15 protein-coding genes are annotated in these 13,428 nt (G+C 52.2%); 13 read left to right on the plus strand and 2 right to left on the minus strand.

What is annotated here, in order from left to right:
- The first annotated feature begins 26 nt into the window (after positions 1–26).
- From racE to ACTHPM_RS00125, 7 genes are all read left to right on the plus strand, one after another.
- Entirely contained in the window at positions 27–848 is an 822-nt protein-coding gene (gene racE, locus ACTHPM_RS00095) for a glutamate racemase (protein WP_440393176.1), read from the plus strand.
- Positions 849–988: 140 nt separating this feature from the next.
- Positions 989–2,188 (plus strand): M14 family zinc carboxypeptidase, encoded by a 1,200-nt coding sequence (locus ACTHPM_RS00100; protein WP_440395298.1) that lies wholly within the window; start codon positions 989–991, stop codon positions 2,186–2,188.
- Between the two features lie 142 nt (positions 2,189–2,330).
- Positions 2,331–2,612, plus strand: coding sequence for a hypothetical protein (locus ACTHPM_RS00105; protein ID WP_440393177.1), 282 nt, complete (start codon positions 2,331–2,333; stop codon positions 2,610–2,612).
- Between the two features lie 82 nt (positions 2,613–2,694).
- Positions 2,695–2,997: a HesB/IscA family protein gene (locus ACTHPM_RS00110; RefSeq protein WP_440393178.1), complete on the plus strand. Its 303-nt coding sequence runs from the start codon at positions 2,695–2,697 to the stop codon at positions 2,995–2,997.
- A gap of 40 nt (positions 2,998–3,037) precedes the next feature.
- On the plus strand, positions 3,038–3,268 hold the full coding sequence (locus ACTHPM_RS00115) for a DUF1450 domain-containing protein (protein WP_440393179.1): 231 nt from the start codon (positions 3,038–3,040) through the stop codon (positions 3,266–3,268).
- Between the two features lie 103 nt (positions 3,269–3,371).
- Entirely contained in the window at positions 3,372–3,656 is a 285-nt protein-coding gene (locus tag ACTHPM_RS00120; protein ID WP_440393180.1) for a hypothetical protein, read from the plus strand.
- Between the two features lie 150 nt (positions 3,657–3,806).
- Complete coding sequence (locus ACTHPM_RS00125; RefSeq protein WP_440393181.1) at positions 3,807–4,631, plus strand: aldo/keto reductase; 825 nt, start codon at positions 3,807–3,809, stop codon at positions 4,629–4,631.
- 86 nt (positions 4,632–4,717) lie between these two features.
- Here ACTHPM_RS00125 and ACTHPM_RS00130 read toward each other — a convergent pair whose 3' ends face one another.
- The gene (locus ACTHPM_RS00130; RefSeq protein ID WP_440393182.1) at positions 4,718–5,857 is read right to left on the minus strand and encodes a THUMP domain-containing class I SAM-dependent RNA methyltransferase; all 1,140 of its coding nucleotides are present in this window, start codon (positions 5,855–5,857) and stop codon (positions 4,718–4,720) included.
- A gap of 210 nt (positions 5,858–6,067) precedes the next feature.
- Between ACTHPM_RS00130 and ACTHPM_RS00135 the strand changes: the two genes are divergently transcribed.
- Positions 6,068–6,703 carry a class I SAM-dependent methyltransferase gene (locus tag ACTHPM_RS00135; protein ID WP_440393183.1) on the plus strand — a complete coding sequence of 212 codons (636 nt, stop codon included), beginning with the start codon at positions 6,068–6,070 and terminating at the stop codon, positions 6,701–6,703.
- Positions 6,704–6,848: 145 nt separating this feature from the next.
- Here the strand turns inward: ACTHPM_RS00135 and ACTHPM_RS00140 are convergent, their stop codons facing one another.
- Positions 6,849–8,060, minus strand: a complete 1,212-nt coding sequence (locus ACTHPM_RS00140; RefSeq protein WP_440393184.1) for an MFS transporter — start codon at positions 8,058–8,060, stop codon at positions 6,849–6,851.
- Between the two features lie 307 nt (positions 8,061–8,367).
- Here ACTHPM_RS00140 and hemE point away from each other — a divergent pair, with 307 nt between their 5' ends.
- From hemE to ACTHPM_RS00165, 5 genes are all read left to right on the plus strand, one after another.
- The gene (gene hemE, locus ACTHPM_RS00145; RefSeq protein WP_440393185.1) at positions 8,368–9,417 is read left to right on the plus strand and encodes a uroporphyrinogen decarboxylase; all 1,050 of its coding nucleotides are present in this window, start codon (positions 8,368–8,370) and stop codon (positions 9,415–9,417) included.
- A 39-nt stretch (positions 9,418–9,456) separates the two neighbouring features.
- Entirely contained in the window at positions 9,457–10,407 is a 951-nt protein-coding gene (gene hemH, locus ACTHPM_RS00150; protein WP_440393186.1) for a ferrochelatase, read from the plus strand.
- A gap of 126 nt (positions 10,408–10,533) precedes the next feature.
- Positions 10,534–12,003, plus strand: a complete 1,470-nt coding sequence (locus tag ACTHPM_RS00155) for a CapA family protein (RefSeq protein WP_440393187.1) — start codon at positions 10,534–10,536, stop codon at positions 12,001–12,003.
- 50 nt (positions 12,004–12,053) lie between these two features.
- A complete protein-coding gene (locus tag ACTHPM_RS00160) occupies positions 12,054–12,782 on the plus strand; it encodes a glycerophosphodiester phosphodiesterase (protein ID WP_440393188.1) in 729 nt (242 codons plus the stop codon).
- 25 nt (positions 12,783–12,807) lie between these two features.
- Positions 12,808–13,428, plus strand: coding sequence for a fumarylacetoacetate hydrolase family protein (locus ACTHPM_RS00165; RefSeq protein ID WP_440393189.1), 621 nt, complete (start codon positions 12,808–12,810; stop codon positions 13,426–13,428).

Raw genomic sequence — 13,428 nt, forward strand, 5'->3', positions numbered from 1 at the left:
ATCGACAAGAAGGAAGCGGTGTGTTCGTGCAGCAAGCAATCGCTATATTAGACTCGGGTGTAGGGGGCTTAACGGTCGCCAAGGAAGTCATGCGGCAGCTCCCAAGGGAGAAAATCATCTATTTCGGAGATACTGCCCGCACACCCTACGGACCCCGTTCGTCCGAAGAAGTGAGACATTTTACAGAACAGATCGTGGATTTTCTGACCCAATTCAGCCCCAAAGCCATCGTAATTGCCTGTAATACGGCAACGGCAGCGGCACTTGACTATATTTCGGAAAAGGTGCCGATTCCGGTGATCGGTGTCATTCATCCCGGTGCCCGCGCAGCCATCAGCGCCACCAAGACAGGCAATATCGGAGTCATTGGAACTTTAGGCACGATCCGAAGCGGCGCTTATACGGCAGCCCTGCGGCAGCTTTCGCCCTATGTGCATGTGGTGAGCGAAGCTTGTCCGGCGCTGGTTCCTTTGGTGGAGATGGGACAGTTTCGTTCGGAACAGACGACGGCTGTGGTGCAGGATTCGCTCCGCAGCATCAAGGGCTCCTCTATTGACTGCCTAATTCTGGGATGCACGCATTATCCATTCCTTAAGGATACGATCCAGGAGGTCATGGGAGATCAAGTGAAGCTGATCAGTTCCGCGGATGAGACCGCCCGTGAAGTCAGCACGATCTTGTACGACAAGGGACAGCTGGCCAGCGGCAACGAAAGCCCGGTTCATCAATTTTTTTGCAGCGGAGATGCGGATATCTTCCAGAAAATTGCCAAAACCTGGCTTGGAGAGCAGATTCAACGAACCCCTGTGGTTTGGCAGGTCTCCAGGTTTATGGAATCCACAACTTAAAAGGAAAACGCAGATGAGAGCTCCGGTATCCGGGGCTCTTTTTTTCGCATGGGCCAAGGCATGGTCGTCATACAATTTTCAAAAGAGGATTGAGCAGCAAGCAGCTTTAACGCATGAAGACGCGGGAAAGGAAGAAGCCTATGCAGCAGTATACCGTATGTAAAGGGGATACCCTGGAGCGAATTGCCGCAAGCCGTGGGTTAACCAAGGCTCATATTATCAATGCGAATCCCTGGGCAGAAGAGCAGCCGTACCTTATGCCCGGGCAGATTATTTTTTTACCGTCCACACCAAGAAGGAGATATGTGATTCAGCCCTGTGACAGCCTGGAAAAGGTAGCAGCCGCGTTTCAAGTGAGCGAAGTTTCGTTGATTGAAATGAATCCAGGCCTCTCCCGAAGTTATTTTCCGGAAGGACGCGTACTTGTATTGCCCCATGCCGAAAGAAATTGCATCGTATACCCGGAGGGGGAATACGGATACCGGCATTTAAACCGTGACATGGAACGGCTCGTGCACACCTATCCGCAGATACAGTCGGGAACGATCGGGGAAAGCGTCCTTGGAAAACCGATTCCTTATGTGAAGATCGGAGAGGGAAGCAGAAATATTCATGTTAACGCTTCCATCCATGCGAATGAATGGCTGACAACTCCCTGTATCCTGCGTTTTGTGGAAGAGTACGCGGCGGCGCTTATGGCAGGTAAGCGGTGGAATGGCTATAATCCAAGACACTGGTTCGCGCAGTGCACGCTTTGGGTCGTGCCCATGGTCAATCCCGATGGGGTGGAGCTGGTTCAGGAAGGGGTTCAGCCGAGCAATCCCTTTTACAGCCTGCTGACGGAATGGAATGGGGGACGAATTGATTACCGGCACTGGAAGGCCAACATGAACGGTGTCGATTTGGGAGACCAATTTCCCGCCCATTGGGAGGAAGAGGTACAGCGCCGCGGCAAGAAGCGCCCTGGACCAAGGGATTACGCCGGAACGGCTCCGCTTAGCGAGCCGGAAGCAGCTGCGCTGGCGGCTTTTACCGTGAAGACTTCCCCGGACGCGGCGATTTCGCTGCACAGCCAGGGACAGGAGATTTATTGGAATTACCGGAACTACGAGCCGAAGGAAAGCAGGGAGTGGTCGCGCCGGCTGGGCCAGGCGAGCGGGTACCGTCCGGTTAAGCTTGAAGGCAGTGATGCCGGGTACAAGGATTGGTTTATCCAGGAGTTCCGGCGTCCGGGATTTACCGTCGAGATCGGGCTTGGCAAAAATCCGCTGCCGCTGGAGGACTTTGAGAATGTGGCACTGGAAACCGGGCTGGTCGTAGCGGAACTGCTGTCGATATGAAAAGTATTTTGAAACATTTTCTGTAAATATACGTATAATACAGTAGAGGGAGCGGCCGTCAGCAACTGTGAGCGATCGTTTCCTCTTTTCAAACGTCTGCTGGCAAAAATTCATGATTTGTTCACAGGAAGGGGTCATGCGCGTGAAATGGAGAAAGCTGCTTTCGATCCGGCGCTGGTCGCAAATGACAGGCCAATTATGGCGGTACCTCGGCTCCTCCCAGGTTTCGATCGGGGACAAGCTTCTGTTTCTGGTTCCGGTGCTGCTGTACTGGGTTTTGCCGGACGTCATGCCTTTTGTGCCGATTGATGATATCGGTGTTACGTTAATCGTTATGGGGTGGTTCGTTACACGGATGGAAAAGAAGTATCCGTCGCTGTCGGGACCTGCCATACACCAACCGCCAAAGGGGCGGGACCGTTAAGCCGTCTTGCGAAGCGGTGTCCGTTTCTTTACAATAAATGCTGATGAATACCATTATCTAAAAAACAGGAGATGCAGCCGCAATGAAATGCAAAATTACACGTAATGCTGCCAAGGTGCTTCAAAAGGAACTGGAAAAAGAAGAGAACAGCGGTTTGAAGGTGCGCGTGCTGGTGACCCATGCCCATGGTGATCATGCCCACTATGGCCTCGATTTGGACAAGCCGGGCGAGAACGATGAGGTGGTAGCGACGGATAAGAATATCGATGTGCTCTTGGACCGCAGCGAACCGCTGCTGGACGGAGTAAAGGTCGATTATTTGTATTTTCCGAATGAAGGCTTTGTCATTACCAATCCGTCCCAAGGAAACCACGGCGACCACTAAAATAAAAAGGTGTCTGAGATCGAAGAAAAGGGTGCGAATCATGGCCAACGATATCCGTATATGCGACAAATGTAATCATATACAGCTGAAAAGCCTCGTTCCGAAGCTGAAGAAAATGGCTCCGGACAGCGAAATCCAAATCGGGTGTAAATCGTACTGCGGGCCTTGCGGCAAGCGGGCTTTTATTTATGTGAACGGGCGCTATATCAGCGCGCCGACAGAAGCGGAAGTGCTCGCGAAGATGGAGCCCTTCATCAAGCAATCCTCTTGAGGCAAATTGGAAAATGCTTACGGGATTGCCGTGCATAGATCCTTTCAGGAAGCTCCATCCTACTAGGTGGATAGGAACTTACGAGTGAAGGAGAGAGCAGCCCATGGCATCCAGATATGATTCCAGTCTGCAATCGCAAAATCCGATTTCCCAAGCACAAAATTCGGTGGAAAAGCTGCATTATGCCGTCTCCCAGGCGATGTCCCATCCTACGGGACAAATGGTGGAGCAGGCTCAAAGCAGGCTCGCCCGTACGGAGCGTGCGGTTGACCAGGCAGGCAACAGCCTGAGTGGACAAGCGGTCGAATTGGCGGAGGAAATGCTGGCAGAAGAGAAAAGCCGTCTGGCTTCCATCACTTCTGACTTGCAAGGAGATCAAACGAAATAAGGACCTGTCTAATCCTGCAGAGAACTTCTCTTTGCAGGATTTTTTGCGTGCAAGAAGAGAGGGGCTTTTTGGGAATCATTCACCGCTATGCTATAATGGACATGCTTACGAAATCATGCATCTCATTATACGTGGAAGGTTGTGAAGAACATGAAACACATTACGGACTGCACCATTCTGAACAACGGAGTAACCATGCCATGGCTTGGGTTCGGTACATACCAGGCGAAAGGCAATGAAGTGTATGAAGCCGTCAAAGTCGCGCTCGAAACAGGATACCGCAGCATTGATACCGCTGCCGTGTACGGAAATGAGCAGGAAGTGGGCAAGGCGATCGCCGAAAGCGGTATCGCCCGAAACGAAATTTTCGTCACGACCAAAGTATGGAACGATGATCAAGGCTACGATTCCACGCTGCGTGCGTTTGAAGAAAGCCAGAAGCGCCTTGGTCTTAATGTGATCGATCTGTATTTGATTCATTGGCCGGGTAAAGATAAATTCAAGGATACATGGAAAGCCATGGAACGTCTGTACGATGAAGGCAGCATCCGCGCCATCGGCGTCAGCAACTTCCATGTCCACCATTTGAAAGAGCTTATGAAAGACAGCAATGTCATGCCGGCCGTCGACCAGGTCGAGCTGCATCCGGGGCTGATTCAGCAGGAGCTTCAGGATTTCTGCGGCGCGCAGGGCATTCAGATTGAGGCGTGGAGCCCGCTCATGAAAGGGAAGCTGAGCGACAACACGACACTGCTGGGTATTGCCCAGAAATACGGCAAAACGCCTGCCCAAATCATCCTTCGTTGGGATATTCAGAACAAGATCGTGACGATTCCCAAATCGGTCACACCTTCGCGCATCCGTGAGAATGCGGAAATATTCGATTTTGAGCTGTCGCAGGACGAACTGAAACAAATCGATGCGTTGAATGGAAACAAGCGGATTGGCACTGATCCGGATAAACTGATTTTTTAGAACCGCATCAAGCGAAATTCATACCAAAAAACCCGGCTCGCCTTTTCCATGCGAACCGGGTTTTCTTTATTTACTCTATTGTCAAATCAATGCTTGCGCGGGGGAAGTGGGCCAAGGAACTGAAGATACTGGCATTCGATCCGGCCGTTATACAGCTTACGTCGTTTGTCGGCTTTGCGTCCGAAGTAGTGCTCGAACTGCTTCGTCGGACTGATGGCGAAGAAGGACCAGGTCGGAAGCTGAGCCGCGGTGTGTCCAAGCTGGCGGATCAGCTTCTCCACTTCGTTCTTCTCGCTCAGGCGTTCGCCATACGGCGGGTTGGTGATCAGGCAGCCGTATTCGCCTTCAGGCTTGGCTTTGGCCGCAGGCAGAACCTTGAAGGTGATTTCGCGTCCGAAGCCGGCGCTTTTGGCAGCGGCCTTGGCGACTTCAATCGCCTGCGGGTCGATATCGCTGCCCGTAAGCTGCAGCGGCTCGTCATCCTGCACAGAATCGAATGCCTCCTCACGCGCTTCGGTCCACAGCTCCTCTGGGATTATGCGCCAGTGCTCCGAAGGGAAGGAGCGGCGCAGTCCGGGAGCGATGTTCCATCCCATCATGGCGGCTTCGATCAGGATCGTACCGGAGCCGCAGCAAGGATCGTACAGCGGGCGGGACGCATTCCAGCGGCTCAGCTGCAGCATCGCAGCCGCCATCGTCTCCTTGATCGGCGCTTCTGTCACAAGCTTGCGGTAGCCGCGTTTATGAAGGGCAGGTCCGGTCGTATCCAGCGTCAGCAGCGCAACGTCTTTATGAAGGTTCACTTCGATGACATAACGTGCGCCGTTTTCCTGGAACCAGTCGGTGTGGTAGCTTTGCTTCAACTTTTCGACGATCGCTTTCTTGACGATTCCCTGGCAAGCCGGCACACTGCTCAGCTGGGATTGATGGGAGCGTCCTTCAACAGGAAATTCCCCGTCGGAGGGTATCCAGTCCTGCCAAGGAAGCGCTTTGGTGCCTTCGAACAGCTCGTCAAAGGTTTTGGCCGGGAATTCTCCCATCTTTACAAGAATCCGGTCCGAGGTACGCAGCCACAGATTACAGCGGCAAATATCCTTCAATTCTCCGGCAAAGGTGACTCTGCCGTTCTCGACCTCCAGGTCGTTGTAGCCCAACTCTCTAAGTTCTCGCGCGACGATGGCCTCGAGGCCCATCGGTGCGGTGGCAATCAATTGTAAGCGTGGCATTTAGCGGTTTCAACTCCATTTTTATTCGTGCTGTATTCCGTTCGTTAAATTAAAGGGATAACATCTGAGCCTGTGATTAACAAATGAATTGAAGCTCGAATTCGTCTTCCATTCATTCTATAATAGTATAGGTGAATGTGAGGCCGGAAACAAACATAATGTTTACGCCCCATCGTGCATTGAACGTTGAAGATGAAGGAGAGTTTATACATGAGTCCTGAAGAATATGCGGACCATTTTATGGAAAATGATGAACAGCTTGCCCGGGTTAAAGAGCGGATCGCCGAGAAGGGCATGCGGGATATTTCAATCGCTCCGGGTTACGGGCGCCTTCTGACCATGCTGGTGGCGGCTGCCAAGGCGTCGCAGGTACTCGAAATCGGTGCTTTGGGCGGTTACAGCGGCATTTGCCTCGCCAGAGGCCTGACCGCGGGAGGACGACTGACCTCCCTGGAGCTCAAGCAGGAATTCGCTGATGTTGCGCTGGAACAGCTGACCGAGGCAGGCTATGGCGACCAGGTCGATTACATGATCGGCCAAGCGGCCGACAGCCTGGAACAGCTGAAGCAGGAAGGACGGAAGTTCGACTTCTTTTTTATCGATGCCGATAAGGAGAACTATCCACGATATCTGGAATACGCGATCGAGCTATCGAATCCGGGTGCTATCATCGCCGGTGACAACACATTTTTGCGCGGCAGAACGCTCAATCCGGACAAGAACGGCCCGTCCGTACAGGCCATTCGCCGCTTTAACGAGCAGATGGCGACCGATGAGCGCCTGATCGGCACGATCCTGCCGGCATACGACGGTTTGGCCGTCGCATTGGTGAAGCCGCAGGCATAACCGGAAGTCCCTGCATACAAAAAGGTGGCGCAGGATATATCCTGGCCACCTTTTTATGGAATTATAGAGATCGACCGTCTAAACCTATGCATCGTTTGAGTCGGTTTTTTGAACATTCGACACCGCTGCAAACGGTTATTTGCGTCTAACGGTACTGCGGCGATTTACGGTTTTTGTAAAGCTTCATCCGCACCCATACCATGTTCAGCAGCAGGAGGCAGCCGGATATGATGAATAGGCCTTCGATTCCGATGAAGCCGGACAAGAAGCCGCCGACCAGCGCACCCAGCATGTTGCCGAGCGCGAGCGTACTCGTATTGAACCCGAATGCACGGCTCTCCATACCGTCAGGCGTATACGAGCGGATCAGGGCATTCACGCTTGGGAGCAGGCCTCCCATGAAGATGCCCATCAGGAACCGCACGACGATAAGCTGCCATACCGACTGTACGAATGCCTGCGGGATGAGCATCAGCCCGGCGCCGATCAAGGCGTAAGTCAGGATGCGGTGAGCTCCGACCTTGTCGCTGACCTTGCCGAGAATCGGCGAGGTAATCATATTGGACAGGCCCGTCACGGCAGTGACCATGCCGGCCCAAAAGGCAAGATTGACGGTCGATGCGTGCAGCTTCTCGACATAAAGCGGAAGGAGCGACATCGGGCTCATCATCGCAAACTGCAGCAGGAACGTCACGGCGAACAGCGCAGGCAGCTGCGGGATTTGCGCCAGTTCTTTGAATCCCTCCAGCACGGAAACCTGCGGCGCTTTCGCGGCCTCTTCGCGGTTAAAGTTCTCTTTGACAAGGAAGAGCGCCAGCAGCGAAGCGGCGAAAATCAGGATGCCGATAATGTAAAAAATAGGCCGGAATCCGAATATATCCGCGAGGCTGCCCCCGATCAGGGGACCTAGAATGGTTCCTGCTACGGAGCCTGACTGCATGATCCCCATCGCAAAGCCCATCCGTTCCTTCGGGGTCGTGCTGGATACCAGCGAGATCGAGGCTGGATTGAAACCGGATATCGTCCCGTTCAGCAAACGAAGCAGCAGAAGCTCCCATGGACTGCGGGCAAAGCCCATCAGTGTGATGACGATCGCCATGCCGAAGCCGGAGCGCAGCAGCATGATTTTGCGTCCGTAGCGGTCGGCGAGCTTGCCCCATAGGGGCTGAAAAATAAACGAGGTCAGGAAGTTGGCGGCGAATATTAAGCCCGCCCACATCCCGATGTTATGTTCACCCTGGACGCCCAGATCCTTCGCAAGGTACAGGGACAGGAACGGAGTGATCATCGTCATTCCGGAATTGACCAGAAACTGGCCAATCCATAGCACAAGTACATTGACTTTCCACGGATTCAATGTGCTTTTCACTTCCTTTCTTGTATGACTGAATGCTTCATGAAAAACACAGGTTATTCCAGTATATCATATTTACCCAAGCGAGCCGGACACAAGACGCCATGCCTTGAATGTCATACTATTGTCATGGGATGTAAGGAGCAGCCAGTTGTTACTTACTTTTAAAAAGGGCATAATATATATAAAATGAACTAAAGTTCAATATTCCTTCTCCTTGAATTCATGATGTTACCGGAGAAGTCTTCGCCCATTCTTTAGGTCAATTTATAAGATTAGAGTTATTTTAAAAAACATTGGAGGCCTCTTGATGACCTACAACGATACACTCATACAAGCCAGCTACAAAAAGAAAACCGATCATGTTCCGGTCTGGTATATGAGACAAGCCGGCAGGTACGACCCTGAATACCGCAAAATCAAAGAAAAATATACACTCCTTGAAATTTGCCGGCAGCCGGAGCTTGCAGCGGAAATCACCATGATGCCTGTGCGCAAGCTTGGTGTGGATGCTGCTATTCTGTATTCGGATATTATGAACCCGGTCGCTTCCCTTGGCGTCGATTTTGACATCGTCAAAAATATCGGTCCCGTCATCGATAATCCGATCCGCAGCAAGGCGGATGTGGAGAAGCTGCGTCCGATCGATATCGACAAGGATTTGTCTCATATTATGGAGACCATTCGTATCCTGGACCGTCAGCTGGAAGTTCCACTGATCACGTTTGCGGGTGCGCCCTTCACGATTGCCAGCTACCTGATTGAAGGACGTCCTTCGAAAAGCTATATTTTGACAAAAACGCTGATGTACAGTGAGCCCGAGGTTTGGAATCTGCTGATGAACAAGCTCGGTGATATGGTAATTACATACGTGCGTGCCCACATCCAAAACGGGGGCAAAGCGTTCCAGCTCTTTGACAGCTGGGTTGGCGCACTTGCGCCAAAGGATTTTCAGAAGTATGTGCTGCCTACCATTACCCGTATCTTTGCCGAACTTTCGGATTTGAATGTACCTAAAATTTATTTCCCTGGCGTAAGCTCAGGCGAGCTTCTTCCTACCCTGACCGAACTTCAGGCCAACGTGATCGGTTTGGATTGGAGAGTCTCCATTTCGGAAGGACGCAAGCGGACAGGCGGGAAATTTGCCATGCAGGGCAATCTGGATCCGTACATTTTGACCGCGCCGATGGATATCATCAAGCAGTATGCCAAAGATATTATAGATGAGGGGATTCAGGAGCCAGGATACATTTTCAATCTGGGACATGGACTGTTCCCTGAAGCTTCGCTCGACAAACTGAAAGAACTCACCGAGTACATCCATGAGTATTCGGCTTCCGCCTTGCAAAGCAGCAAGTAACAAATGCAACAGAACATTTAATGATGAGGTGATCGTTTCGTGAAAACTAAAGTAGGCGTGCTCGTAATGTCCTATGGAACCCCGGAAAGCATCGAGGGAATAGAAGCGTATTATACACATATCCGCCGCGGCAATGCTCCATCTCCCGAGCAGCTTGAAGAGCTGGTCGACCGTTATAAAGCTATCGTGGGCGGTGTTTTTCCGCTGCGTGAGAATACAAATCACCAAGTGGACAGCCTGCAGCAGGCGCTGAATGCCGATACCCGCCTGACAGACGTTGAATTTGTGTGCTATCAGGGTCTGAAGCATGCCAGCCCGTTTATTGAAGACGGTGTGGAGCAAATGGCCAAGGATGGTATTCAAAAGGCGGTTGGCATCGTGCTTGCGCCTCATTACTCAACCATGAGCGTGGAAAGCTACATCAAGCGCGCGCAGGCCAAAGCGGATGAGCAGGGCGTGGAAATTACATTCGTAAAAAGCTATCATCTGCATCCGCAGCTGATCGAAGCGCTCAGCAATCGGGTTAATGCGAAGCTGGATTTGTTCAAGGAGGCTGGAGCCGAGCGCGACGAGGTGCGCGTACTGTTCAGCGCACACAGCCTTCCGGAGAAAATTCTGGAGCTTGGCGATCCGTATCCGGAACAGCTTCTTGAAACTTCCCGGGCCGTCGCAGAGAAAACGGGCGTTACCTCGTGGCAGTTCGCTTGGCAGAGCGCCGGCCGGACTTCCGTGCCATGGCTCGGTCCGGATATCCTGGATACGCTTCGCAATCTCAGCAAGGAACAGGTCGAGAACGTGCTCGTGGCTCCGATCGGCTTCGTATCCGATCACCTCGAAGTGCTTTACGATCTCGACATTGAAGCTCAGGAAGTCGCCAAGGAGCTGGATATGCGCCTTATGCGCATCGACATGCTCAACAGCGATCCTTTGTATATGGAGACGCTTTGCGATTCCGTAATTAATCAGCTTAAACAAGCCAAAATCATTTAATATCCGGCATTAATAAATAGAACCCCCCGCGCAGCGGGGGGTTCTATTTGCTTGTGCGTGCCTGATATAATAGTATGGATTCTGGAAGGCAAATCTATGAAAATATGAAATCTTTAAGGAGGAACGATGTATCCGCCGAGATCGAAGAAAAAACGTTCCGGTCAGACCAACCGGAAGCTCCGGCAGAGGCGCTTGTGGCTGACCATGAACGCTGCGCTGCTGTTGATGATTGTTATAGTTGTATCTTTTTACTTTATTCAAGACCGCCAAAGCACAGCCGGGCGGAAGCCGCCGAATCCGGCTCCGGCAGCCATAGAGAAGAACGAGGATCCGCCGCCGGGCCAAGATAAGACAGATGCCGCGGTTTCCGAACCGAAGGACGACGAAACGGAACAAGCGGAGGATGCGATAAAGCAGCCTCCACCGGAACCGGTCAAGGAACCGGCAGCAAAACCTGATTCTTCTTCAGGCACCAATGCCAAGGAAGCGCAAACTGGGAAGGATCCGAAGGAAGAGTCTGCTGGGAACGGTGAAGCCACTTCCCTGGACAAAGGCGGGAAGAGCCCCGCCAAGGAGAATACCAAGCAGGAGGACTCCGGACGTGAGAAGGAACATAGTATAGTGGAGGATAACGGCAAGGCGGTTACGATCCATTTTGTAGGCGACATGATCTTTTCTGGCAAGGTGGAGACGCTGCTGGAGAAGAAAGGCTATTCATACCCTTTTCAATATTTAGGTGATACGTTCAAGAAGGATGATCTAACGCTTGGCAATCTCGAGACGCCTGTTACGACTGGCGGCGTAAGTGCCCAGAACAAGCAATATGTCTTCAAGTCTTCGCCGAAAGCGCTGGACGCGCTGCGAGCGGCAGGCATGGATGTCGTCAACCTGGGCAATAACCACATTCTCGACCAGGGTGAAGTCGGTTTATTGGATACGATCAAACATCTGGATCAGAGCGGCATCCAGTATGTTGGTGCAGGCAAAAATGCGGACCGTGCATACCAGCCGCTGTACATCAAGCGCGGAGGCATGACCATTGCGGTGGTAGGATGCAGCCGCGTATATCCCGAACCGGGGTGGGCTGCCGGGAGCACCAAACCAGGTGTGGCGAGCGCGTACAATGGCAAAGGCTATCGCGACCGGGTTCTGACAACGATTGCCAACGCCCGCAAGAAGGCCGATTTGGTCATCGTCATGACCCATTGGGGGATTGAACGGTCCCTGAATCCGGATGCCAACCAGAAGAAGCTGGCTCATGATTTCGTCGATGCGGGAGCCGATTTGATTGTCGGCGGACATCCGCATGTCCTGCAGGGGCTGGAGCAATATAAAGGAAAGTGGATCGCATACAGTACAGGGAACTTCATCTTCACGAAATCCAATACGGCATCAACTTGGAAGACGGCCGTTTTTCAGGCTACCTGCAAGCCAAAGAGCGGATGCAGCATGAAATTGACCCCTTATCATGCAGAACTGGGGCAGCCGGTGCCGATGAACGCCCAGGATGGAAGCAAGCTGATGAATGAGCTTCAGAATCTTTCGGTTGGCGGTGTGAAGATTTCAGGGAAAGGCGTAGTTACGCCAGGAATTTAGGGGGATAAGGCTGATCCTTTTGGCATTTCGCACAGTTTGGAGGTAGAGGGATGAATAATCTATGTGTAGCGCATCGCGGTTTTTCCGGGAAAGCTCCGGAAAATACGATGGCCGCCTTTCGTATGGCCGTCGCCGAGCCTTTTGTGCAGTGGATGGAAATCGATACACAGCTGACGGCGGACGGAATTCCCGTCGTTATACATGATTTTAGTCTGGACCGAACGACGAACGGCAGCGGGAAGGTTAAAAACCATACCTGGCAGCAGCTGCTGCGCCTGGACGCAGGCAGCTGGAAGAGCAGAGAGTTCCATGGAGAGCGGATTCCTTCGCTGGAAGAAGTGCTCCGCCTGAGCTGCGGACGCGTGCGTCTGAACATCGAACTGAAAACCTCCGGCAATATGTACCCCGGTCTTGAACAGGCGGTCATCGACCGTGTTTGCTCCTATCATATGGAGCAGGACGTCGTGTTGACCTCATTTGATACCGGAGCTCTTATTAAAGTAAAACAAATCAATCCAGACATCCAGACCGGACTCATCATCGATGCACGGCCCAAGGATCTGGTGGAACGATTGCAATCGCTGCAGTGCTCCTTCTTGTCGATCGGGCATCCTCATCTGGACCAGGAGCTTGCCTTCAGGCTGAAAGAAGCGGGAATTACGGTCATGGGGTGGACAGTGGACGATGCCAGACGCATGAAACGGTTGGCGGATATTTCCCCGGAAATTCTCATTTGCACCAATCGGCCTGATGTATGGAAAAAAACGTTTATGCGCTAGGGAACTTACTACAAAAAAGGATGAGATGATGATGATTCAAAACGTATACTGTGTTGGACGTAATTATAAGCTGCATGCTGCCGAGCTCGGTAATGACGTGCCTGATGAACCGATGATCTTCTTGAAGCCGTCTCATGCGGTTGCTGCGCTGGATGGACAGTCTCTGGTGCTTCCTCGGGACAAAGGGGATGTGCACTACGAAGGCGAGTTGGTTCTTCGGGTGAAGCGTGCTTACGAGCCAGGCCTCCGGGCGGACGAATTGATCGGAGATATGGCGCTTGGAATTGACTTTACACTCCGCGACGTGCAGACGGTCATCAAGAAAAAGGGGCATCCATGGACGGCAGCGAAAGGCTTCAAAAATGCTGCCCCGGTTTCCGGATTCGTGGATTTCCCCGGCGTAGAAGGCGCAGGAGCACAAGATTTTACCGTACATAAAAACGGCTCCGAAGTGCAGCGCGGCAATACCAAAGACATGATTTTCTCCATTCAGGAGATTGTTGATTATGTCGGTCTGAATTACGGACTTGGCGAGGGAGACGTGATTTTTACGGGTACGCCAGCCGGAGTGGGACCTTGTAATGCAGGTGACACATTCGAGCTCTATTGGGGAGAACAGCTTCTTGGAAGCTGCGTAATCGACTGA

Origin of the sequence: Paenibacillus sp. SAFN-054, assembly GCF_051966755.1 — a bacterium.
GTDB lineage: Bacteria > Bacillota > Bacilli > Paenibacillales > Paenibacillaceae > Paenibacillus_AQ.

Bases quoted from the DNA above. Each gene is read 5' to 3' on its own strand.
- ACTHPM_RS00100 (WP_440395298.1), top strand. From the start codon at position 989: ATGCAGCAGTATACCGTATGTAAAGGGGATACCCTGGAGCGAATTGCC.
- ACTHPM_RS00110 (WP_440393178.1), top strand. From the start codon at position 2,695: ATGAAATGCAAAATTACACGTAATGCTGCCAAGGTGCTTCAAAAGGAA.
- ACTHPM_RS00115 (WP_440393179.1), top strand. From the start codon at position 3,038: ATGGCCAACGATATCCGTATATGCGACAAATGTAATCATATACAGCTG.
- ACTHPM_RS00120 (WP_440393180.1), top strand. From the start codon at position 3,372: ATGGCATCCAGATATGATTCCAGTCTGCAATCGCAAAATCCGATTTCC.
- ACTHPM_RS00125 (WP_440393181.1), top strand. From the start codon at position 3,807: ATGAAACACATTACGGACTGCACCATTCTGAACAACGGAGTAACCATG.
- ACTHPM_RS00130 (WP_440393182.1), bottom strand. From the start codon at position 5,857: ATGCCACGCTTACAATTGATTGCCACCGCACCGATGGGCCTCGAGGCC.
- ACTHPM_RS00135 (WP_440393183.1), top strand. From the start codon at position 6,068: ATGAGTCCTGAAGAATATGCGGACCATTTTATGGAAAATGATGAACAG.
- hemE (WP_440393185.1), top strand. From the start codon at position 8,368: ATGACCTACAACGATACACTCATACAAGCCAGCTACAAAAAGAAAACC.
- ACTHPM_RS00155 (WP_440393187.1), top strand. From the start codon at position 10,534: ATGTATCCGCCGAGATCGAAGAAAAAACGTTCCGGTCAGACCAACCGG.
- ACTHPM_RS00160 (WP_440393188.1), top strand. From the start codon at position 12,054: ATGAATAATCTATGTGTAGCGCATCGCGGTTTTTCCGGGAAAGCTCCG.
- ACTHPM_RS00165 (WP_440393189.1), top strand. From the start codon at position 12,808: ATGATGATGATTCAAAACGTATACTGTGTTGGACGTAATTATAAGCTG.